Source organism: Pseudotamlana agarivorans, assembly GCF_001642835.1.
Lineage (GTDB): Bacteria > Bacteroidota > Bacteroidia > Flavobacteriales > Flavobacteriaceae > Pseudotamlana > Pseudotamlana agarivorans.
This window is the reverse complement of sequence record NZ_LXEI01000001.1, coordinates 169,496-189,998: the sequence shown is the minus strand read 5'-3', so window position 1 is coordinate 189,998 and position 20,503 is coordinate 169,496. Positions and strand designations below refer to the sequence as shown.

Sequence of the window (20,503 nt, the reverse complement as noted above, 5' to 3'; positions counted from 1 at the left end):
CTATAATTTAAGATAAATGAATAAACGACTGTTAGTTACTGGAGCTATTTTAGGGATGCTAAGTATTATTTTGGGCGCTTTTGGTGCTCATGGATTAAAAGCTTTGATTACTGAATCATCAATTCAAACATTTGAAACTGGGGTGCGCTATCAAATGTATCATGCTTTTTTATTGCTTATCGTTGGAGGAACTGGTTTCGTGAGTTTCAAGGCCAAAAAAGCCATCTATTATTTAGTTTTAGTGGGGGTGATTTTTTTCTCAGGCTCCATTTATGGATTAGCTACCAATGCATTAACCTCATTTGATTTTAAAGTGATTGGGTTTGTTACACCTATTGGGGGGCTATTGTTAATTTTAGCTTGGGGTCTAATGGTTGCGAATTTGATAAAAAACAAGTCTAAAATTGATGTTAATTAAATTTTGTTTATAATAATTATATTAATTTTACAGAATAAATAATTTAAGGCAAAATATGGAAAATCAAAATCAGGTTGTCAAAACCATTTCGTTAGATCAATATGGTATTAAAAATGCTAAAATTAATTATCAATTATCACCAGAAGAATTACAAGCTATCACCATTGAAAAAGGACAAGGTGTTGAGGCAGATTCTGGGGCACTGGCTATAAAAACAGGCGAGTTTACAGGCCGTTCTCCTCAAGATCGCTTTATTGTAAAAGACGATGTTACTAAAGATCGTATTTGGTGGGGAAAAGTAAATATTCCTTTTGAACCTGAAAAGTTTGATAAGCTCTATAATAAAGTGGTCGATTATTTATCGAATAAAGAAGTTTATGTGCGAGATAGCTACGCTTGCGCGGATGAAAATTATAAGTTGAATATTCGTGTCATTAATGAATATCCATGGAGCAACCAGTTTGCTTATAATATGTTTTTGCGTCCAACTGAAGATGAGTTGAGTCATTTTAATCCGGAGTGGACTATTGTAAATGCTCCAGGGTTTATGGCCGATCCAGAAGTCGATGGTACCAGACAACACAATTTTGCGATTCTAGATTTTACTAAAAAAATAGCGCTTATTGGAGGAACGGGATATACCGGTGAGATTAAAAAAGGTATTTTTTCAGCGTTGAATTTTATTTTGCCGGTTTTTAAAGAAACCATGCCAATGCACTGTAGTGCGAATGTGGGTAAGGCAGGTGATACTGCTGTGTTTTTCGGGCTTTCTGGAACTGGTAAAACAACGCTTTCTACCGATCCAGATCGTAGTTTAATAGGTGATGATGAACATGGGTGGACTAAAGAAAATACCATCTTTAATTTTGAAGGGGGCTGCTATGCGAAAGTTATTAACTTGTCTAGAGACCAGGAACCTGAAATTTTTGATGCTATTAAAAAAGGAGCCATTTTAGAAAATGTTATTTTAGATGATAGCGGTAAAGTGGATTTCGCAGATACGTCTATCACTCAAAATACCCGAGTAAGTTATCCAATTCATCACATTGAAAATATTCAAGTACCATCTATAGGGAAGAACCCAAAAAACATATTCTTTTTAACAGCTGATGCCTTTGGGGTAATTCCTCCCATTTCAAAATTAACACCTAGTCAGGCAGCGTATCATTTTATTTCTGGGTATACAGCTAAAGTAGCTGGTACTGAAGCCGGTGTTGTAGAGCCCGTGCCTTCATTTTCGGCTTGTTTCGGAGCGCCTTTTATGCCTTTACATCCTGCTAAATATGCGGAAATGTTAAGTGCAAAAATGACCGAAGCTGGTGTTAATGTGTGGTTGGTAAATACTGGTTGGACAGGTGGTCCTTACGGTGTAGGAACACGGATGAAATTAAAATATACACGTGCCATGATTAATGCGGTGCTTAATGGTGATTTAGGTCTGTATAACTACGACGATTACCACATCCATTCTGTTTTTGGGGTGGCGCAACCTAGAAGTTGTCCAGGTGTTCCAACCGATGTATTAAGTCCAAGAGCTACTTGGAACGACGATGAAGCTTACTATACAACAGCTTTTAAATTAACGAATGCGTTTCGCGAGAATTTTAAAAAGTTCGAGGAGCACTGTACTGAAGAAATTCGACGTGGAGGGCCGCAACGCTACGCTTTTTAAATAATAATAATATACCTTACTAAAAAGGGGATGATTTTTTTAAATCATCCCCTTTTTTATGTGTTATTAATAAAGTCTGTTATTATTTTCCTTTATTGGCTTTTTCAATATATTTTTCTAAAGCCATAGTCATTGAAGGCGTTTCAGGAGTTGGCGCAGCAATATCTACCCGTAAACCTTTTTCCTCAACAGCCTTAATGGTTGTATTTCCAAATACCGCAATACGTGTGTCGTTTTGCTTGAAATCAGGGAAATTTTGAAATAAAGATTCGATTCCTGAAGGGCTAAAAAATACAAGAACATCGTAAGATACATCTGCTAAATCAGATAAATCACTAACCACGGTTTTGTAAAAAGTAGCTTGTTTCCAGTCTACACCTAAAGCGTCTAAAGTGTTAGGAACCTCAGGTTTTACTTTATCAGTATTTGGTAATAAGAATTTTTCGTCTTTATACTTTTTAATAAGTGGAGAAAGCTCAGAAAATGTACGTTTTCCAACATAAATTTTACGTTTTCTGTACACCACGTATTTTTGTAGGTAGTAAGCAACAGCTTCAGACTGACAAAAATATTTTAAAGTATCAGGAACTTTAAATCGCATCTCGTCGGCGATTCTAAAAAAATGATCTACAGCATTTCTACTTGTTAAAATAATAGCTGTGTAGTTTTTTAAATCGATTTTTTGCTGTCTAATTTCTTTAGCGGACACGCCTTCAACATGAATAAAAGGTCTAAAATCAATTTTTACACGTTGTTTTTGTTGTAAATCAAAGTAGGGAGAGTTCTCTATTTTAGGCTCTGGTTGAGATACCAAAATTGTTTTTACTTTCATAAGGGATCAGGTCGATTGTCTTTAGTTAGAAACAAACACCTTATATAAAATGATATAGGGTGCGATTTCGAGAGTGCAAAGATACAAAATAAAATAAAACAAGTTTAATTTTATTATACTTTGATAGGTTTTAAATGAACTGATTAAGCCAATGATGTTTATAATTAACAATAAAATAATGATACCATAAATTATAGGCAATGTAGGAGGGAGGCTGTACAATAAGATCGCATTTATTGGTAGTAATAGCACACCCAAATAGTTAATAAAGGTTATTTTTTGAAATAAATAATGATCGGTTAAGCTATCAATTTCAAAAATACTTCCAATTAAACGTTCAAACAGCACTTTTATTAGGATAAAAACAGCTAAACAAATAATAAATTTTAGCATGTCGTTTATTGGAATGTCGTTCACGGTTGTTGTTTGCCTATAGATTATGAAGCAAAACAAGGATAACGAAATGGCCAAATTGCCAAAAAGCAAGGCATCGAACCTGTCGAAAAACTTTTGATCTCTGGCATGTATTTTAAGATAACGATCGTTCCCTAAAACCAGCATAAAGTCATGAAACCGTTTTGGAGCCAATAATTTAGCCGTAGCTACTATGGCTAATCCAACAATAATTAATATTGTAAATATCTCGTTTGAAATTATGTTACGAAGCATGGCATAAAATTATTATAAATTTTAGTTTTTTAGCGTATTATTAGGGATTTTTTAAAAAATATAATGGCTTAATCATGTACATTTGTCAAAATAAAAAGGATTGCGATAATTAAAAAATATGCCTGATACAGTTGTTATTATTCCAACGTATAATGAGATTGAAAATGTAGAAGCGATTATTCGAGCAGTGTTCTTGCAACCAGTTGATTTACATATCCTTATTGTTGATGATAATTCGCCCGATTTAACAGGACTAAAAGTTAAAGAGCTTCAAAAGGAATTTGAAGGAAAGCTGTTTTTAGAAACTAGAAAGGAAAAATCTGGTTTAGGAACAGCTTATATTCACGGATTTAATTGGTGCTTGGCGAGAGACTATCGTTATATATTTGAAATGGATGCCGATTTTTCTCACAATCCAGATGACGTTATTAAGCTTTATAATGCCTGTCATGAAGACGGAGCAGGTTTGTCTATCGGATCTCGATATGTTACAGGAGTGAATGTTGTTAATTGGCCAATGGGAAGGGTTTTAATGTCGTATTTGGCATCAAAATATGTGCGTTTCATTACAGGTATGAATATTCAGGATACTACGGCTGGATTTGTGTGCTATAAACGCGAGGTTTTAGAGACTATCGATTTAAAAACCATAAAATTTATAGGTTATGCTTTTCAAATTGAAATGAAATTCAAAGCCTATTTAAAGGGATTTAAAATTATTGAGGTGCCTGTAATTTTTACAGATAGAACACGAGGCGAATCTAAATTAAGTTCAAGCATAATTTCCGAAGCCATTTTTGGAGTTATTTCAATGAAGATAAAAAGTCTATTTAAAAAGTAGAAACCAATGAAAGAGAAAACTACACTTATTAAAAACGCTAAAATTGTCAATGAAGGTAAAGTGTTTAGCGGTGATATATTAATTGAAGGCGAAATTATTAAACAAATCGACGAATCGATAAGTGCAAAATCTTCTGAAGTTAATATTGTTGATGCAGAAGGTAAATATATTTTACCAGGGGTTATAGACGATCAAGTGCATTTTAGAGAGCCTGGTTTAACCGAAAAAGCTACAATTGCTACCGAATCCAGAGCTGCAATTGCTGGGGGTATCACGTCTTTTATTGAAATGCCAAATACCAATCCGCAAACCACCACTATTGAAAAATTGGAGGAGAAGTTTGCTATTGCTGCCGAAACATCACTAGCCAATTATTCCTTTATGTTTGGCGGAACCAACGACAATTTGGATGAGATTTTAAAAGTTGATAAAACGAATGTCGCTGGATTAAAATTATTTCTTGGTTCATCTACAGGAAATATGCTTGTTGATAATCCTGAAGTTTTAGAAAATATATTTAAAAGCACCGATTTGCTTATTTCAGTGCATTGTGAAGATGAAGGCACTATTAAGGCAAATTTCAAGAAATATCACGATGAATATGGCGATGATATCCCTGTGAAGTATCACCCTTTAATTAGGAGTGAAGAAGCTTGTTATTTATCGTCATCAAAAGCTATTGAATTGGCCAAGAAAACGGGAGCCCGTTTACATATTTTTCACTTATCTACAGGAAAGGAAACGAGTTTGTTTTCTAATAAAATTCCATTAAAAGATAAGAAAATAACGGCAGAAGTTTGTATACATCATTTATGGTTTTCAGATGAAGACTACGATAAAAAAGGGACGTTGATAAAGTGGAATCCTGCAGTGAAAACAGCTTCCGACAGAGAGCAACTTTGGAAAGCTTTACTCGATGGTAGAATTGATGTGATAGCTACCGATCATGCGCCACATACCAAACAAGAAAAAGATAACGTTTATACTAAAGCGCCTTCGGGAGGGCCTTTGGTCCAACATGCTTTACCTGCGATGTTAGAAATGTATCACCGAGGTAAAATTTCTTTGGAAAAAGTGGTTGAAAAAATGTGTCATAATCCAGCCATTTTATTTCAAGTGGAAAAGCGTGGTTTTATTAAAGAAGGTTATTTTGCCGACTTGGTTTTAGTCGATTTAAACACGCCATGGACGGTAAATAAAGATAATATTTTATATAAATGCGGTTGGTCTCCTTTTGAAGGTACTACCTTTAGATCTCGAGTGACTCACACTTTTTTAAATGGTAGCCTGGTGTATCAGAATGCTGAATTTAAAAATGTTAAAGCTGCAAAGCGATTAACTTTTACTAGATGATTTTAAAACGTGCAATTTTATGTTTGGGAATGTTGTTGTCCTTTATAGCCTGTAACAGGTTTAAAGGTCCAGAAAAACCTGAAAACTTAATTCCTGAGGATAAAATGATTAATATATTAATCGATTCTAAATTGCTTACTTCTACGAATTCTGCGAATAAGAGAATTATGAAAGACAGTAATTTAGATGTGAATACTTATGTGTATAGAAAATATAAGATTGATAGTACTCAGTTTGCCGACAGTAATGCCTACTACGCTTTTCATGTAGAAATTTACGATGATATTTATAACAAAGCGATTGATAGTTTAGAGCGATTGCATGAGGAATTAAAGACGCTTCAGGCTGACGAATGGAAAGCGCAAACTAAAAAAGAAGAAGAAGCTTCACTAAAAGGGGAGGCTGAAAGAGATTCTTTAAAGCTTGTAAAGCCTATTATAATGGATTGAGTTATTTTAAATAGTGCTGTCCAATTTTAACAATAGATGTATCAACCGCTTTAAATTTATAGTTTAAAGCGGTTTTTATTTTGGCACTGCTGTAATTTTTCTCAGTGTCTAAAGTTTTGGCTAAGTGTTTCGTTAATTGCCTTTTTTGTCCTGTGAGTTTGTGTTTTAACCAATCCATACGCCAAGCAAAACTTAAAAGTCTACTGCTAGCTAATTTTTTAGGCGGTTTGGATTGAACAGCTTCGCTTAGAGCCGTAATGAATTTTTTGTAGTGCCAATTTTCGGCAACTAAAATATAACGTTCATTTTTAATGTCGCTGTTGGTAAGTGATATCATTGCAGAAACCACATCTTCAACATCAACTAAAGCAATAGTGCCCGAAGTGTAATAATTTATGCCTTTAGCTGCTTTTTTAAACAAACTCCCGGTGCCGTTTTTCCAAATGCCAGGACCTAAAATCACTCCTGGATTTACAATAATAGCATCTAAGCCTTCCTGAGTGCCTCGCCAAACTTCCATTTCGGCGCCATATTTTGTAATGGCATAATCGTTATGGTCTTCTTCGGGGTTCCAAATGCTATCTTCATTAATGGGTGACTGGTTTAAGGTGTCTCCCAAAGTGGCAATAGAGCTTACGTAGCAAAACTTTTTAATGTCATGACTAAGTGATAAATTCACCAAATTTGCCGTGCCTTCAATGTTTGTTTTTCGTAATTTATAATATTTATTTGGTTCGAAAGCGACTAGAGCGGCACAGTGATAAACTAGGGTAATGTCTTTGAAGGCTTCAGTTAAATCCGGGATATCCAAAATATCGGCTTTTACCCATTCTATAGTATTGAATAAAGCTTCAGGGTTTTCAGTGTAACAAGAAAACACATTTTTGGTATGTTTTAAACTTTTTTTGCTTCTGTAAATGGCTCTTACTTTTTTACCTTCCGAAGTAAGTCTGTAAAGTAAATGTGCGCCAACTAAACCGGTTCCTCCTGTTACTAAAATCATGCAACTAAATTAAAGAATTATTCATAATTGATGCCTTAATATATATGTATTTTTATCTTTGCCTAGGTTTTTTAAAAAGAGTTAAAATGATAAAGAATTTTGTTGAAGAATTGACATGGCGCGGTATGATCCAAGATAGTATGCCGGGTACTGAAGAACACTTATTAGAAGCGATGCGTTTGGCATATGTGGGTATCGACCCTACAGCTGATTCGTTGCACATTGGGCATCTGGTTGGTGTTATGGGCTTGAGACACTTTCAGTTATCTGGTCATAAGCCTGTAGCGCTTGTAGGTGGTGCAACAGGAATGATTGGCGATCCTTCAGGAAAATCGGCAGAGCGTAATTTGCTTAACGAAGAAACGCTAATTCATAATCAAAACGCTATTAAAGAACAACTTTCAAGGTTTTTAGAATTTGATAGTGATGCCGATAATGCTGCTGTTATTGTGAATAACTACGATTGGATGAAGACTTTTTCATTCCTTGAATTTATTAGAGATGTAGGAAAGCATATAACAGTGAACTATATGATGGCTAAAGATTCGGTTAAGAAACGTTTGTCTTCCGAGTCGTCTGTTGGAATGAGTTTTACCGAGTTCACTTATCAATTGGTTCAAGGGTACGATTTTTTACATTTATATCGTGATAAAAACTGTACGCTTCAAATGGGCGGTAGTGATCAATGGGGAAACATTACCACGGGAACCGAATTGATTCGTCGTGTTGATGCAGGAAAGGGTTATGCCTTAACCTGGCCATTAATAACAAAAGCAGATGGAACCAAATTTGGAAAAACTGAAGGTGGTAACATTTGGCTTGATGCCGAAAGAACCTCGCCATATAAATTCTACCAATATTGGTTGAATACAAGTGATGTTGATGCTGAAAAGTACATCAAAATCTTTACCTTTTTAAGTAGAGAAACTATAGAGTCTTTAATTGAAGAACATCAGGAAGCTCCACATTTACGTGCGTTGCAAAAACGTTTGGCAGAAGAAATTACAACCATGGTACATTCTAAAGAGGATTTAGATAATGCTATTAAAGCAAGTAATATTCTTTTCGGAAAATCTACCAGTGAAGATTTAAAAGCTTTAAACGAAAAAACCTTTTTAGATGTTTTTGATGGCGTGCCACAAACACAAATCTCAAAATCTGAAATTGAAAATGGCTTAGATATTATAGCGGCACTAGCCGAGCAAGGTGGGTTTTTAAAGTCTAACGGAGAAGCAAGACGCGCCTTAAAAGAGAACTCGATTTCTGTGAATAAGGAAAAGGTGAAGGACGATTTTAAAATTACATCAGCAGATTTAATTAATGATAAGTTTGTGCTTTTACAACGCGGTAAGAAGAATTACTTTGTGTTACAAGTGGTTTAGTTGAACTTAAAAGTTTGTGTTTAGGGGGTGTTATCAATAGCCCTTTGATTTTATTATACTTTTTATTTAAAATATTTATAAAATAAGAACGCCTGATTTAGTAATAAATCAGGCGTTCTTTTGTAACTAATAATTAAATTTTTCTTTTTCTAACTGTGGTATTAGACGTTATGCACTTGCATAACTTACAAGGCAAAATATTTTTTATAAAACCATAAGATTACAACCGCGAATATCAGCATTATCAAAGCGACCTATCACCTCAAAAGTGCCGTCAGTTTTCACACGACCTAAATCTTGCGTGGCAATAAAAGCACAGGAATTGATGTTGGCTAAATCAATAATATTCAGTCCACCAGCTTTTTCTGCTGGCTGTATGCTTAGGGCGTCTTCGGTGTCTCTGGTTAGTATTTTCATCCATGGCGGACACTCAAATACACCTTGTCCTTTGGAGTAGGCCTGACTCAATAGTTCGGTCATGCCGTACTCACTATGGATGTCTTCAACGCCAAAACCTGATTTAAGAATGTCATGAAGCTCATTTCTTATCAGTTCTTTGCGTTTGCCTTTCATGCCTCCAGTTTCCATGATTATGGTGTTTTTTAATTGGAATTGATAGGTTTCAACTAAATCTAACAAGGCAAATGAAACTCCTATTAATAAAACTTTTTTGCCTTCAGTATCTAGTTTAATCAGAGCTTCTTTTAATTCTTCAAGATTATTCAAGTAAAATCCGCTTTCTGGATGTTTAGAGGTTTTAATCATGGCATCGACCATATATATTAACGACGAGCCCTGGCGTTCCAAATAGGAGGGTAAAAGTCCTAAAATGACATAATCTTCAATAGGGCCATAAAAATGTTCAAAACCCTTGGTGAAACTTTTATTGTAAACGTCAAGATCTGTAACATGGTGCTTACTGGTCTCATTGCCTGTAGTTCCAGAGCTGGTAAAGGTTGTTTGTATGGCAGATTGCGAACTTAAAATGTCACGCGTTTTAAAAAACTGAATAGGTAAAAAAGGGATTTGTTGTATGCAAGTCACATCGCTAGGATGAATGTATAACAAATCGCAAAAAGAACGATAAACCCTGTTGTTTTTAAACTGAAAATTGAAAACTTGTAAAGCGACATCTTCGAAATCGGCCGCGTTTTGAATATTGAAAATCGTATTACTATCCATTCTTTTATTGATATGATACAAAAGTATGTAAAATAAAAAAGCACTGCTATTGCAACGCTTTAAATAGATTTATTTTAAGTTTTGATGCTACTTAATAACAAGCTTGCGGGTTTCGCTTTGACCTTTTTCTGTTATTTTTAAAATGTAAATCCCTTTGCTGAATTGTGAGATGTTCAGTTCTTTCCCAACAAGATTTTTAGACATTAATTGCTTACCAAGCACATCGAAAATTTGAACCTGTTTAGGGGCGTTTAATTTTGAGATGATATGGACGTAGGTGTTTTGACTATTAACCGGGTTAGGGTAAATGGTTAAACCTGGAATATTTTCTAGGGCAGACGATATGGTCTCTTTATTTTGAGCTTCTGAAGGCAGCGCTAAAAACAAAGTGAACATAAGAAAAATATAAAAAAAGTAGTTTTTTACCATTTGTTGAAATTAGTTAATACTAGGTTATGATTTTAGGCTTTAGCCCCCTCATAATTAGTAAGGTATAAAGTTAGTGTTTTGTATCAAAAGTGGTGCCATAAAACTGTTAAAAATTTGGTTTTTAAGGTTAAATTTAAATCTTTGTAACAGTATTGTTATCTTAGTGTTATTAATAATGTAATTTTATTTAAATTGTGTTATTAGTTCTATCTTTACTTCGACAAACGTCGTAACTACAATGAAAAAAAAGGATATAAAAATTTTACTGGTTGATGATGAACCAGATATTTTAGAAATTGTTGGATATAATTTATCCAGCGAAGGCTACCAGGTGATTACTGCTGAAAACGGACAAGAAGGTGTTAAAAAGGCTAAAAAAGAATTGCCGCACCTTATTATTTTAGATGTTATGATGCCTGAAATGGATGGTATTGAAGCCTGTGAAATCATCAGAAAAAATCCAGACTTAAAAAACAGTATTGTTACATTTTTAACAGCTAGAGGAGAAGACTATTCTCAAGTAGCTGGTTTTGATGCTGGTGCCGATGATTATATAACGAAGCCTATAAAACCAAAAGTTCTAGTTAGTAAGGTGAAAGCGCTATTAAGACGTTTTAAAGAGGAAGATGTTGCCGATACCATGAAAATTGGTAGTTTAATCATTAACCGCGATGAGTATAAAATCACTTCTAAAGGAGTTGAAATTATTCTGCCTCGAAAAGAATTTGAATTACTTTCATTATTAGCTTCTAAGCCTGGAAAAGTATTTAAAAGAGACGAAATTTTAGATGCAGTTTGGGGTAATGAAGTGGTTGTAGGAGGTAGAACCATCGATGTTCACATTAGAAAACTTCGTGAAAAATTAGGGGATGATAGTTTTAAAACGATTAAAGGCGTGGGCTATAAGTTTGTTGATTAATGCCTTCTCAATTTAAAAAATCATATCGTTTCGCGGTAAGAACATCGCTATGGATAGCCCTTTACACAACACTCGTAATGGGTGTTTTTTTATACTATCTGGAAGCCCTACACTGGTACTGGCTTGCTTTGTTTAGTGTTATCGTGTTCTTATTTTCTCTAGTCATCATTCAATATAATGTTGAACGGTTTATCTACAAGCGTATTAAAAAAATATACGATGATTTAACACTGCTCGAGTCGGCTAATCTTTCTAAAGGTCCTATTACAACAAATATTAAAACCCTTACCGAGGATATCGATCGTTATGCTAAGGATAAAAAGATTGAAATTGAAACCTTAAGGGTTCGTGAGGAGTATCGTAAAGAGTTTATCGGTAATGTGTCTCATGAATTAAAAACTCCGTTATTTACGGTTCAAGGCTATATTTTAACTTTGTTAGATGGGGCTGCTGACGATAAGGAAATCAGAAAAAAATATTTAGAACGCGCAAGTAAGGGTATCGAAAGACTTGGTTTTATTATCAAGGATTTGGATATGATTACTAAGCTAGAGGTGGGTGATCTCAGGTTGCAATATGAGGTTTTTAATATCGTAGAACTTATAAGGCAAGTTTTTGACATGTTGGAGATGAAGGCTAACAAAAAGGATATTACTTTAACTTTTGATAGAAAATACGCAACTCCTGTTTTTGTGCGAGCTGATAAAGAGCGTGTACAACAAGTTTTAGCAAACTTAATTGTGAATTCGATTAAATACGGAAGCGAACGAGGAACCACCGAAATCAGTATCGAAAATCTTATTAAAAACAAAGTCATCATTCGGGTAACCGATAATGGTGAAGGCATAGCTAAAATGCATTTACCACGTTTGTTTGAACGTTTTTATCGGGTAGATAAAAGTGGGTCTCGAAAAGAAGGTGGGTCAGGTCTTGGTTTGTCTATTGTAAAACACATTATAGAAGCGCATAAAGAGAAAATTTATGTAGAAAGTGAAGAAGGTATTGGTAGCGAGTTTTCTTTCACTTTAGAAAAAGCTGAACAGTGATTTATAATCAGGTGTAAAATCGAAAGCTTTCAACCCTTCATAGGCTACAACTTCATCGAGTTTATCTATGGTAAACGCATCTTGTTTACAGGTAGGAACCATACTTAATTCCCAAAGTCTTTCTGCAAGGTATTCTTGTTCAAATTGTCCCGGCGTTGGAATAAAAAAGGCCTTTTTGTTAAGTTTCGCTAAATCCATGACTGTGGTATATCCAGAACGTGAGATAATTAAAGCGCTTTCATTGATGGTTTTTTCAAGTAAATTGGAAGTCATGAAATTATAAATGGTGATGTTTCCAAAAACTTCTTTGGTTTGTTGGGCTTCCATTTGACCTCTAACAAAAACAATTTTTCCAGTGAAGCTTTTAAGTTCTTGTAAAAGTTTTTCTTCTAATAAAGAACGTTGAGGTTCTGGTCCCGAAATTAAAACCATCAAATCATTTTTGATTACCTCGTTTGATGCTGTAAATCGGCTTAAAGGGCCAATATATTCCGTAGGGATATCAAATGTTTTTACGTGACCTAGTTTGCCACTTAAATTCGGTTCTCCAGGAATATCTGGTACCCAGCATCTGTCAAATTTCTTTATAAATTTTTGATGCATTTTAGTACTCAACCAAGAGGTGCTTCCGCTTAAAACATATAATTGATGCGTTATAAAAACAGAAGGCACTTTTTTATTTCTAACGCCCATTCTATTATCTGAAATAATTCCAGAAATATCGTGAGTGTCTAAAATTTCAGCAACTGCTTTTTTTTCCCTTTTTATAGCTTTTAGAAGCTTAGGAGAGTCTTTAATCAGTTTTAATTTAAAGTGTTTTCCGTTTTTGGCGTAAGTCACGTTATACGAAGGCAGTTCGATAGATGATACATTAGGGAATTCCTTTCTTAATAGGGCTAATGCAGCACCATCACTGGCTATTATTGGTGTAAAATTTTCTGCAATTAAAGCGTTAATTATCGGTATGCATCGCGTGGCATGACCTAGGCCCCAGTTTAATGGAGCGACCAAAATTTGCTTTTTCATAAGTAGGAGTTACTTTTTCATTTTGCATTGAGCAAAGCGCTGTATCATCACCACAGCGAACCTTGAATATCCATGTTTTTCACTTCGCCATGTAGCTTGTGAAAATTTTTATAATTTCAAAGATAAGTGTATTACCACTCTTTTATATTTCCTTAATTTTACCAAATCTATTTCAAATAATAATTAATTGTTAATTCATTGTTTTAAAATAGCTTAACGTTGTCATACTTTTGCAAACGCTTACAGCAGTGAAATTAAATAATTAAAAATAGTTAGCACACCTTGGGAAGTAAAAATAAACTCAGAAGATTTAAGGAAAACGAAACATTTTCAAATGTATTTCAACCTACAAGAGATGAACTTGTAGAATCTCAATTCAAATTAAAAGGGCAGTGGCGCACTGAAGTTTTTAAAAATAACAACCCTTTAGTTTTAGAGTTAGGTTGTGGTAAAGGTGAGTATTCTGTGGCTTTAGCTCAAAAATATCCAGATAAAAATTTCATTGGAATTGATATCAAAGGGGCGCGATTCTGGCGCGGGGCAAAAACTGCCATTGAAAATGGAATTTCAAATGTAGCTTTCTTACGTACTCAAATAGAGCTTATTGATCACGCTTTTGCCGAAGGTGAAGTCGATGAGATATGGATTACATTTCCAGACCCACAAATAAAATATAAGCGTACCAAGCATCGTATGACAAACGCAACCTTCTTAGAGCGTTACAAGAAAATATTAAAACCAGATGGTGTGGTTAATCTAAAAACAGACAGTGAATTTATGCATGGTTACACCCTTGGTTTACTACATGGTGCTGGGCATGAAGTACTTTATGCTAATCATAATGTGTATAAGCAAGAGGGAAGTCCAGAAGAAGTAACTTCCATTCAGACCTTTTATGAATCGCAGTACTTAGAGCAAAACAAAGCGATTACCTATATCAGGTTTAAAATCAAATAGTTTGGAGGTTACAATTGTATTTTTATTAGGTTTTATCTTCGCTTTTTTAGGTGTTATTCCTCCGGGTTTGTTAAACATGACTGCGGCAAAAATTAGTCTTAAAGAAGGTCATGTTCGCGGTATTATGTTCTCCATAGGAGCCTGTATTGTAGTTTTAGGTCAAACCTATATTGCTTCCATTTTTGCAAGTTACTTAAGTACAAACCCCGAAGTGGTTGATGTGCTAAGGCGTGTGGCCGTTGTTATCTTCATTTTAATTACCATTTACTTTTTGTTTATAGCAAAGTCCAAGGAACCTAAGGAAGTCAAACTTCAAAAAAGAAGTAAGCACAGCCGTTTTTTTCAAGGGGTACTCATGTCTGCTTTAAACGTGTTTCCTATACCGTACCAAGCTTATATGACCATATCCTTGGCTTCTTTGGGTTGGATAACTTTCGAGAAAATTAGTGTGATTTCTTATGTCGCTGGAGCTGTTATGGGATCATTTGCGACCTTGTATTTGTATATTTTCTTTTTTGATAAAATAAAGAGTAAGGCTCTTACTTCTCAGAAAAATATGAACCGCCTTATTGGGGGTATCACAGCTATCATGTCTATAGTGACTATTATAGGAATTATAAGAGGATCATGAAACCAGAAACACTAAGTTTTTTCGAACGTGTATATGATGTGGTAAAGCAAATTCCCTATGGAAGTGTAACGAGTTACGGGGCTATTGCGAACTATCTGGGTGCTCCGCGAAGTGCAAGGATGGTTGGTTACGCCATGAATAATGCGCATGGTAAGGACGTGCCTGCGCACCGCGTAGTAAACCGGAAAGGTTTATTAACGGGCAAGCATCATTTTGAGGGTACAAATTTAATGCAGCAGCTTCTCGAAAATGAAGGTGTTGTGGTAAAAGACAACCAAATTCAAAGTTTCGAGAAAGTGTTTTGGAATCCATCTGAAGCATTGCAGTAACGATTAGCTTGATTTTAAGTTAGGCGTTATGGTAAGCGCTTTTTTCTTACGAGCAGAAAGCTTCAAGATTTTATCTAAAAGATTAATTTCATTCTTAAAGAGTGTTTTCTTTAAATCCTGCATTTCTTTTTCCATTTGTCTCTTAATGATTTTCTTAAGATCGCTGGTAAAGGCTAGATTAAAAGCTTTTTTGTAAAGGTAAATGTGATTTGCAAGTATTATTTCGTCATCGGCAATACAGATTGAAACTTGGTTTTTTTCATCTAATAAATAGTATTCATCAGAAATTGGTGAAATTAATTTTTTGATAGATTGATCTTCAGAATAGTTATTTATAATGTCAATTATGAATTTACAATCCTCTCGCGTGGCTTTGCTTTCGAAGTTAAACATCTTAAACATAATTAGTTATATTAAACTGTTATTATGTAGGTGCCTTAGGTTGTACGAACCTATGTAAGTATTAAAAACTTCAATATACGATTTGGGTTATACTGAAAATAGTCGTTTTTATACTAGTTTGATCTTCACTAAGATACGAAATTCTTTAAACAAGTATGTTATGTATGCATAAAAAAATCTTTAATGCATTCTTCGTAATTTATCATGACCTGCTTTTAGAATTTGCTGTTTTTAACAGGTGAAAATTAGCAATAAAACCGTTGTTTATATGAAGTTTTAAGCTTTGTAAATGAAGTGGGTATTAGTTTAATAAGTCAATTAGCAGTTAAATGGCTACAAAACTTACGGCTATATAACCTTAAACTAAAGTTAATTATAAACAAAACTTATAGGATAGCACTTCCGTCTTAGCGCATTATTAATTATCTTTGTAGTTAGAATTAATTTGAATAAATGAAGCTTAATAAGAAAGATATTTTAACAGCACTCGAAAGCATTACAGTTCCAGGAGAAGGACAAAACATGGTTGAAAGTGGGGCTGTTAAAAATGTGGTAACTTTTGGAGACGAAGTTATTGTTGAAATTACTATAAAGAACCCAAGTCTTCAGGCGAAAAAACGTACTGAAGTTGATATTTTAAAAACCATTCACGAAAAGGTTTACGAGAAGGCTAAAATTAAAGTCAATGTAAAAGTTGAAGCGCCAGAAACTCCAAAACCAAATGTGATTAAAGGCAAGCCTGTTCCAGGGATTCAAAATATTATCGCTGTGGCATCCGGAAAGGGTGGTGTAGGGAAATCTACCGTTACAGCAAATTTAGCTGTATCATTAGCGAAAATGGGCTTTAAAGTTGGTGTTTTAGATGCCGATATTTACGGGCCTTCAATTCCTATCATGTTTGATGTGGTTAACGAAAAACCATTAGCCGTTAATATTGAAGGGAAATCGAAAATGAAACCCATCGAAAATTATAACGTCAAAGTGTTATCTATTGGTTTTTTTACACAGCCTAACCAAGCGGTAGTTTGGAGAGGACCAATGGCCGCTAAAGCTTTAAATCAAATGATTTTTGATGCCCACTGGGGAGAACTGGATTTCTTATTGTTAGATTTACCTCCAGGAACTGGAGATATTCATTTAAGTATCATGCAGTCGCTGCCTATAACTGGGGCTGTTATTGTAAGCACGCCTCAGAATGTGGCATTAGCTGATGCTAAAAAAGGAGTTGCGATGTTTCAACAAGACAGCATCAATGTGCCTGTTTTAGGATTGATTGAAAATATGGCGTACTTTACACCAGAAGAATTACCAGATAATAAATATTTTATTTTTGGAAAAGAAGGAGCAAAACACCTAGCAGAGGATTTAAAAGTACCGTTTTTAGGTGAGTTACCTCTGGTACAAAGTATAAGAGAAGCTGGAGACGTTGGTCGTCCTGCAGCACTTCAAACAGGAACACCTCTAGAAAAAGCTTTCGAAAAAATCACTCAGAATGTAGTTCAGGAAGTGGTTCGAAGAAACGATGATTTACCGCCTACAGAGGCTATTAAAATAACAACAATGGCTGGTTGTGCAGCGGTTAAAAAATAAGAATATGACATCAGAAGAGTTAAAAATGAATGTTGAAAAAGCACTTGAAGAAATTCGTCCTTTTTTACAAAGTGATGGCGGTGACATTTCATTGCTATCTATTGAAAATGATAATTTGGTAAAAGTACGTTTGGAAGGTGCTTGCGTAGGGTGCAGTGTGAATCAAATGACACTTAAATCTGGTGTAGAAATGACTATTAAAAAATATGCGCCTCAAATTAAGCAGGTTATTAATATTGAAGATTAATTTAAAGAGCTGTTAAAGCCTCAATTAAATTATTGTTTCAATGCAAAAGGGTTTCTAAAAAATATAGAATTTTAAAAATTTAATATTTTTTAGAAACTTTTTTTAATTACCCTTATAAAACTTATAATAATAAAGGTGCTTCGTTTAAATTTGTATTCAAAATTAATGTGAGGTGCGTTTGCACGAACAAAAATTAAGTAATGGAAGATATTAATATCAAAATAACAGACAGAGATGGTGTTACACATGAGATTGTTGCGCCAACCGATATGGCAATGAATCTTATGGAAGTGGTAAGGTCCTATGAACTAGCTCCAGAAGGAACAATTGGAGTTTGTGGTGGTATGGCTATGTGTGCTTCGTGTCAATGCTACGTCTTAAGTGATACGGTTTTACCTGAAATGGGTGATGATGAAGAGGCGATGCTTTCTGAGGCATTCGACGTAAAAGACAATAGCCGTTTAGGATGTCAAATTCAAATAACTCCAGAAATGGAAGGGCTTGAAGTTGAATTAGCTCCAGAGAGTTAATTTTTTAAAATGCCATTATAGTATATAAAGCTATTATAAATTTAAAAAGCCCCTTATTTAGGGGCTTTTTAAGTATTTGTCTCCTATTAAATAAGACAATTATTTCGATGTAATCTTGATATTTGGATCAATTTTTTTAAGGGAATCACTAAACTTTTGAACAGCAGTTTCTACTTCTTTTTGGTGTCCTGAAAAGGTTTTAGATCCAGAGATTGCTTTTCCCATTACTGTATAAGAGTAAGTAACTTCTACAGTTTCCGCATCCTTAACATCGCCGTAAGATCCATCGTGATTTAAAGGAGCATCACTTGAAGATGTTGAATGGGCTTTTTCTACCGTACCTGCTTCTTCTGTAGCCCCTTCTGATTCTTCAGTGGCGTCTTCCACTACGATTTCCTCTTCTTCAACAACTATAACTTCTTCTGTAGGTTCTTCAGTTGTTGGAGTAGCTTCAGCTGCTTTGGCATTATCTTTACATGACGTAAATGATACGATTAAAGCTGTGAGAGCTAAAGTACTTAAAATTGATTTTTTCATAATTTTGAAATTTGTAATATTGGTTTGATTATTTATTAGGACTAAATTAATAACTTTTTTTTAAGAATAATCTTGACGAGTTCTTTTTACGTTGATTTGTAATGAAAATCCGATATAAAAAAATCGAGGTATTTAAAATTAAGAATCTATAATTTGAATAAAATTGTAGTTTAACAATCTAATCCTATAAAATATAATGTAGGTTGACGTATTATTTGTCGTCACCAATTTTATTCGCTTCTTTTTTTACCTTGTCTGACGTTTCTTTAATAGCATCTTCAGTAGCATCAGCAGCATTCTCTAAAGCTTCTCCAGTGGCATCCACAGCGTTTTCAACGGCGTTCTCCGTAGCATCAGCAGCATCTTCTAGCGCTTCGCCTGTAGCATCAGCAGCGTCTTCAATAGCTTCACCTGCTTTATCTGCCGACTCATGCATGGCTTCTTTAGCGGATTCTGCTTTTTTCGAATCTCTACAAGATGTGAAACTTAAAGATAAAACGGCACATAAAACGGTACTTAAAATTACTTTTTTCATTTTTTCGGGTTTGGTGTTAATATTTAGTTTTAAACATGTATTTAACACAATAACAAAAAAAAGCATTGCGTTAAACGCTATAATATACGTAGATAATTTAAGATTTGGATTACAGCACCTTTATTCTTTTTAATGAACGCTTCGTTTAGCAAGCCAGTAGCGTGTCGCTTTTTTGGGTTTTCAACCAATTCTGTTAAAATGGTATCAAATTGAATTTGGGTGGCAATTGAAAACATCCCTCCGTTTTCTATGAGCGCTTTGGCTTCAGGAAATTTATCGTAGTGATTTCCTATAATTATTGGAATACCAAAAACAGCTGGCTCTAAAGTATTGTGTAACCCCGTATGACCTAACCCACCGCCTACATAAGCGATATCAGCATAGTTGTATATTTTTGTGAGTATGCCAATGGTGTCTACAATAAATACTTTGGCGTGAACCAAATTACTATGCTGTTTGTTAGAATAAAGTACGGTTGGTGCTTTAATTTGCTTTTGAATATAATTTATCTGATCAGATTTTATATTGTGGGGCGCAATGATAAACTTGATGTCTTTATCACCATGGTTATTGATGAAATTTATTAGCATTGCTTCGCCTTCAGGCCAAGTGCTACCTGCAACCACGCATAATTTATTATCTTTAAAAGTATTAATAAAATCTAAAGTATTATCGATACTTAATTGGTTGTAAACCCTGTCATATCTAGTGTCGCCTGTAACGGTTGTATTTCGATAGTTTATAGAATGAAGCAAGGTTTGAGAGGATTCGTTTTGAGTGAAAATATGCTCGAAAGCAAATAAGGCATCCCTCAAAGGTTTTCCATAATATTTAAAGTATGGCTGGTTTTCTCGAAAAGCTGCCGAGATTAAAATAGCTTTACCCTGACGTTTTTTTAATTCCTTTAAGTAATTGGGCCAAATATCGTATTTAACAAAAATAGTAAGCTCGGGATTTACAAGGTTTAAAAAGCGTTTAGCATGTGCTTTGGTGTCTATAGGTAAGTAAACGACAACATCGGCAATGGGACTGTTTTTGCGAATTTCATAGCCCGATGGTGAAAAAAAACTCAGCACAATTTTATGTTCCGAATAGTGTTGGCGTAACGCTTGAAAAACAGGGAGACCTTGCTCATACTCACCTAAGGAAGCACAGTGAAACCAAAGGGTTTTGTCGCTGGGGTTTAATGCGTTTTTTAATACAGAAAAGGTGTTTTTCCTACCAATAACGCCCTTTTTTAGTTTATCACTAAAAATGCCGCTAAGAGGTAATACCGCATTAGTTATTTGGGTGCCTATATTGTAAAGTAAATCCACTATTTTTCTTTGTGCTAAAATACATGACTTTAAAATATTATAGGAATTAAAAGCATAATTTATTGAAATTTAGTGCTGAAATTTATCCAAATTCCCGCTATATTATTCTTTTTAAACGACTATAGAAACACAATCATTTTGTAAATTTGTGTACTGTAAACTCAGTTTGAGTTTCATTAAAATTAGTCTTAGCAATTTTTAATTTAGC

General features: G+C 34.5%; 24 protein-coding genes. 14 read left to right on the top strand and 10 right to left on the bottom strand.

All coding sequences use genetic code 11. The features are described from left to right. The first annotated feature begins 16 nt into the window (after positions 1 to 16). Both A6I66_RS00820 and pckA read left to right on the top strand, forming a co-directional pair. Entirely contained in the window at positions 17 to 418 is a 402-nt protein-coding gene (locus A6I66_RS00820) for a DUF423 domain-containing protein (protein WP_067144830.1), read from the top strand. A 55-nt stretch (positions 419 to 473) separates the two neighbouring features. Beyond that, a complete protein-coding gene (pckA, locus tag A6I66_RS00815) occupies positions 474 to 2,090 on the top strand; it encodes a phosphoenolpyruvate carboxykinase (ATP) (protein WP_067144829.1) in 1,617 nt (538 codons plus the stop codon). Between the two features lie 82 nt (positions 2,091 to 2,172). Here pckA and A6I66_RS00810 read toward each other — a convergent pair whose 3' ends face one another. Next, positions 2,173 to 2,922, bottom strand: coding sequence for a uroporphyrinogen-III synthase (locus A6I66_RS00810; RefSeq protein ID WP_067144828.1), 750 nt, complete (start codon positions 2,920 to 2,922; stop codon positions 2,173 to 2,175). A gap of 21 nt (positions 2,923 to 2,943) precedes the next feature. Next, positions 2,944 to 3,591, bottom strand: coding sequence for a DUF4271 domain-containing protein (locus A6I66_RS00805; RefSeq protein ID WP_067144827.1), 648 nt, complete (start codon positions 3,589 to 3,591; stop codon positions 2,944 to 2,946). A gap of 118 nt (positions 3,592 to 3,709) precedes the next feature. Between A6I66_RS00805 and A6I66_RS00800 the strand changes: the two genes are divergently transcribed. The 3 genes from A6I66_RS00800 to A6I66_RS00790 are packed head-to-tail and all read left to right on the top strand — an operon-like array spanning position 3,710 to position 6,234. Then, positions 3,710 to 4,432, top strand: coding sequence for a polyprenol monophosphomannose synthase (locus A6I66_RS00800; RefSeq protein ID WP_067144826.1), 723 nt, complete (start codon positions 3,710 to 3,712; stop codon positions 4,430 to 4,432). Between the two features lie 6 nt (positions 4,433 to 4,438). Next, the gene (locus tag A6I66_RS00795; RefSeq protein WP_067144825.1) at positions 4,439 to 5,785 is read left to right on the top strand and encodes a dihydroorotase; all 1,347 of its coding nucleotides are present in this window, start codon (positions 4,439 to 4,441) and stop codon (positions 5,783 to 5,785) included. Continuing rightward, the gene (locus tag A6I66_RS00790) at positions 5,782 to 6,234 is read left to right on the top strand and encodes a DUF4296 domain-containing protein (RefSeq protein ID WP_067144824.1); all 453 of its coding nucleotides are present in this window, start codon (positions 5,782 to 5,784) and stop codon (positions 6,232 to 6,234) included. The genes A6I66_RS00795 and A6I66_RS00790 overlap by 4 nt, the downstream gene beginning before the upstream one ends. Position 6,235: 1 nt before the next feature. Here A6I66_RS00790 and A6I66_RS00785 read toward each other — a convergent pair whose 3' ends face one another. Further along, positions 6,236 to 7,237, bottom strand: a complete 1,002-nt coding sequence (locus A6I66_RS00785) for an NAD-dependent epimerase/dehydratase family protein (RefSeq protein ID WP_067144823.1) — start codon at positions 7,235 to 7,237, stop codon at positions 6,236 to 6,238. A gap of 86 nt (positions 7,238 to 7,323) precedes the next feature. On the opposite strand from A6I66_RS00785, the gene tyrS reads away from it, so the two are divergent. Next, complete coding sequence (gene tyrS, locus A6I66_RS00780; RefSeq protein WP_067144822.1) at positions 7,324 to 8,619, top strand: tyrosine--tRNA ligase; 1,296 nt, start codon at positions 7,324 to 7,326, stop codon at positions 8,617 to 8,619. A 204-nt stretch (positions 8,620 to 8,823) separates the two neighbouring features. Here tyrS and A6I66_RS00775 read toward each other — a convergent pair whose 3' ends face one another. Next, positions 8,824 to 9,801 carry a LuxE/PaaK family acyltransferase gene (locus tag A6I66_RS00775; protein WP_067144821.1) on the bottom strand — a complete coding sequence of 326 codons (978 nt, stop codon included), beginning with the start codon at positions 9,799 to 9,801 and terminating at the stop codon, positions 8,824 to 8,826. An 87-nt stretch (positions 9,802 to 9,888) separates the two neighbouring features. Continuing rightward, positions 9,889 to 10,197 carry a T9SS type A sorting domain-containing protein gene (locus A6I66_RS00770; RefSeq protein ID WP_084399366.1) on the bottom strand — a complete coding sequence of 103 codons (309 nt, stop codon included), beginning with the start codon at positions 10,195 to 10,197 and terminating at the stop codon, positions 9,889 to 9,891. 271 nt (positions 10,198 to 10,468) lie between these two features. On the opposite strand from A6I66_RS00770, the gene A6I66_RS00765 reads away from it, so the two are divergent. Beyond that, complete coding sequence (locus tag A6I66_RS00765) at positions 10,469 to 11,149, top strand: response regulator transcription factor (protein WP_067144819.1); 681 nt, start codon at positions 10,469 to 10,471, stop codon at positions 11,147 to 11,149. Continuing rightward, a complete protein-coding gene (locus A6I66_RS00760) occupies positions 11,149 to 12,195 on the top strand; it encodes a sensor histidine kinase (protein WP_067144818.1) in 1,047 nt (348 codons plus the stop codon). The genes A6I66_RS00765 and A6I66_RS00760 overlap by 1 nt, the downstream gene beginning before the upstream one ends. On the opposite strand, the gene A6I66_RS00755 is transcribed toward A6I66_RS00760, so the two are convergent. After that, positions 12,175 to 13,221 carry a glycosyltransferase gene (locus A6I66_RS00755; RefSeq protein ID WP_067144817.1) on the bottom strand — a complete coding sequence of 349 codons (1,047 nt, stop codon included), beginning with the start codon at positions 13,219 to 13,221 and terminating at the stop codon, positions 12,175 to 12,177. The genes A6I66_RS00760 and A6I66_RS00755 overlap by 21 nt on opposite strands. Before the next feature lie 282 nt (positions 13,222 to 13,503). On the opposite strand from A6I66_RS00755, the gene trmB reads away from it, so the two are divergent. From trmB to A6I66_RS00740, 3 genes are read left to right on the top strand one after another with little or no spacing between them, the layout of a single operon-like run. After that, positions 13,504 to 14,178: a tRNA (guanosine(46)-N7)-methyltransferase TrmB gene (gene trmB, locus A6I66_RS00750; protein ID WP_067144816.1), complete on the top strand. Its 675-nt coding sequence runs from the start codon at positions 13,504 to 13,506 to the stop codon at positions 14,176 to 14,178. 1 nt (position 14,179) lies between these two features. Next, positions 14,180 to 14,809, top strand: coding sequence for a LysE family translocator (locus tag A6I66_RS00745; protein ID WP_067144815.1), 630 nt, complete (start codon positions 14,180 to 14,182; stop codon positions 14,807 to 14,809). Next, positions 14,806 to 15,138 carry an MGMT family protein gene (locus tag A6I66_RS00740; RefSeq protein WP_067144814.1) on the top strand — a complete coding sequence of 111 codons (333 nt, stop codon included), beginning with the start codon at positions 14,806 to 14,808 and terminating at the stop codon, positions 15,136 to 15,138. The genes A6I66_RS00745 and A6I66_RS00740 overlap by 4 nt, the downstream gene beginning before the upstream one ends. 3 nt (positions 15,139 to 15,141) lie before the next feature. Here A6I66_RS00740 and A6I66_RS00735 read toward each other — a convergent pair whose 3' ends face one another. Beyond that, a complete protein-coding gene (locus A6I66_RS00735; protein WP_157614014.1) occupies positions 15,142 to 15,540 on the bottom strand; it encodes a hypothetical protein in 399 nt (132 codons plus the stop codon). Positions 15,541 to 15,993: 453 nt separating this feature from the next. Here A6I66_RS00735 and A6I66_RS00730 point away from each other — a divergent pair, with 453 nt between their 5' ends. The 3 genes from A6I66_RS00730 to A6I66_RS00720 all read left to right on the top strand — a co-directional run bounded on the left by A6I66_RS00730 (position 15,994) and on the right by A6I66_RS00720 (position 17,907). Further along, a complete protein-coding gene (locus A6I66_RS00730) occupies positions 15,994 to 17,130 on the top strand; it encodes an Mrp/NBP35 family ATP-binding protein (protein WP_067144812.1) in 1,137 nt (378 codons plus the stop codon). A 4-nt stretch (positions 17,131 to 17,134) separates the two neighbouring features. Beyond that, a complete protein-coding gene (locus A6I66_RS00725; RefSeq protein ID WP_067144811.1) occupies positions 17,135 to 17,377 on the top strand; it encodes a NifU family protein in 243 nt (80 codons plus the stop codon). A gap of 200 nt (positions 17,378 to 17,577) precedes the next feature. After that, positions 17,578 to 17,907, top strand: a complete 330-nt coding sequence (locus A6I66_RS00720) for a 2Fe-2S iron-sulfur cluster-binding family protein (protein WP_067144810.1) — start codon at positions 17,578 to 17,580, stop codon at positions 17,905 to 17,907. Between the two features lie 99 nt (positions 17,908 to 18,006). Here the strand turns inward: A6I66_RS00720 and A6I66_RS00715 are convergent, their stop codons facing one another. The 3 genes from A6I66_RS00715 to A6I66_RS00705 all read right to left on the bottom strand — a co-directional run bounded on the left by A6I66_RS00715 (position 18,007) and on the right by A6I66_RS00705 (position 20,295). Beyond that, positions 18,007 to 18,444, bottom strand: a complete 438-nt coding sequence (locus tag A6I66_RS00715) for a hypothetical protein (RefSeq protein WP_067144809.1) — start codon at positions 18,442 to 18,444, stop codon at positions 18,007 to 18,009. Between the two features lie 211 nt (positions 18,445 to 18,655). After that, entirely contained in the window at positions 18,656 to 18,979 is a 324-nt protein-coding gene (locus tag A6I66_RS00710; RefSeq protein WP_067145572.1) for a hypothetical protein, read from the bottom strand. A 77-nt stretch (positions 18,980 to 19,056) separates the two neighbouring features. Next, entirely contained in the window at positions 19,057 to 20,295 is a 1,239-nt protein-coding gene (locus A6I66_RS00705; RefSeq protein ID WP_067144808.1) for a 3-deoxy-D-manno-octulosonic acid transferase, read from the bottom strand. Positions 20,296 to 20,503 lie beyond the last annotated feature (208 nt).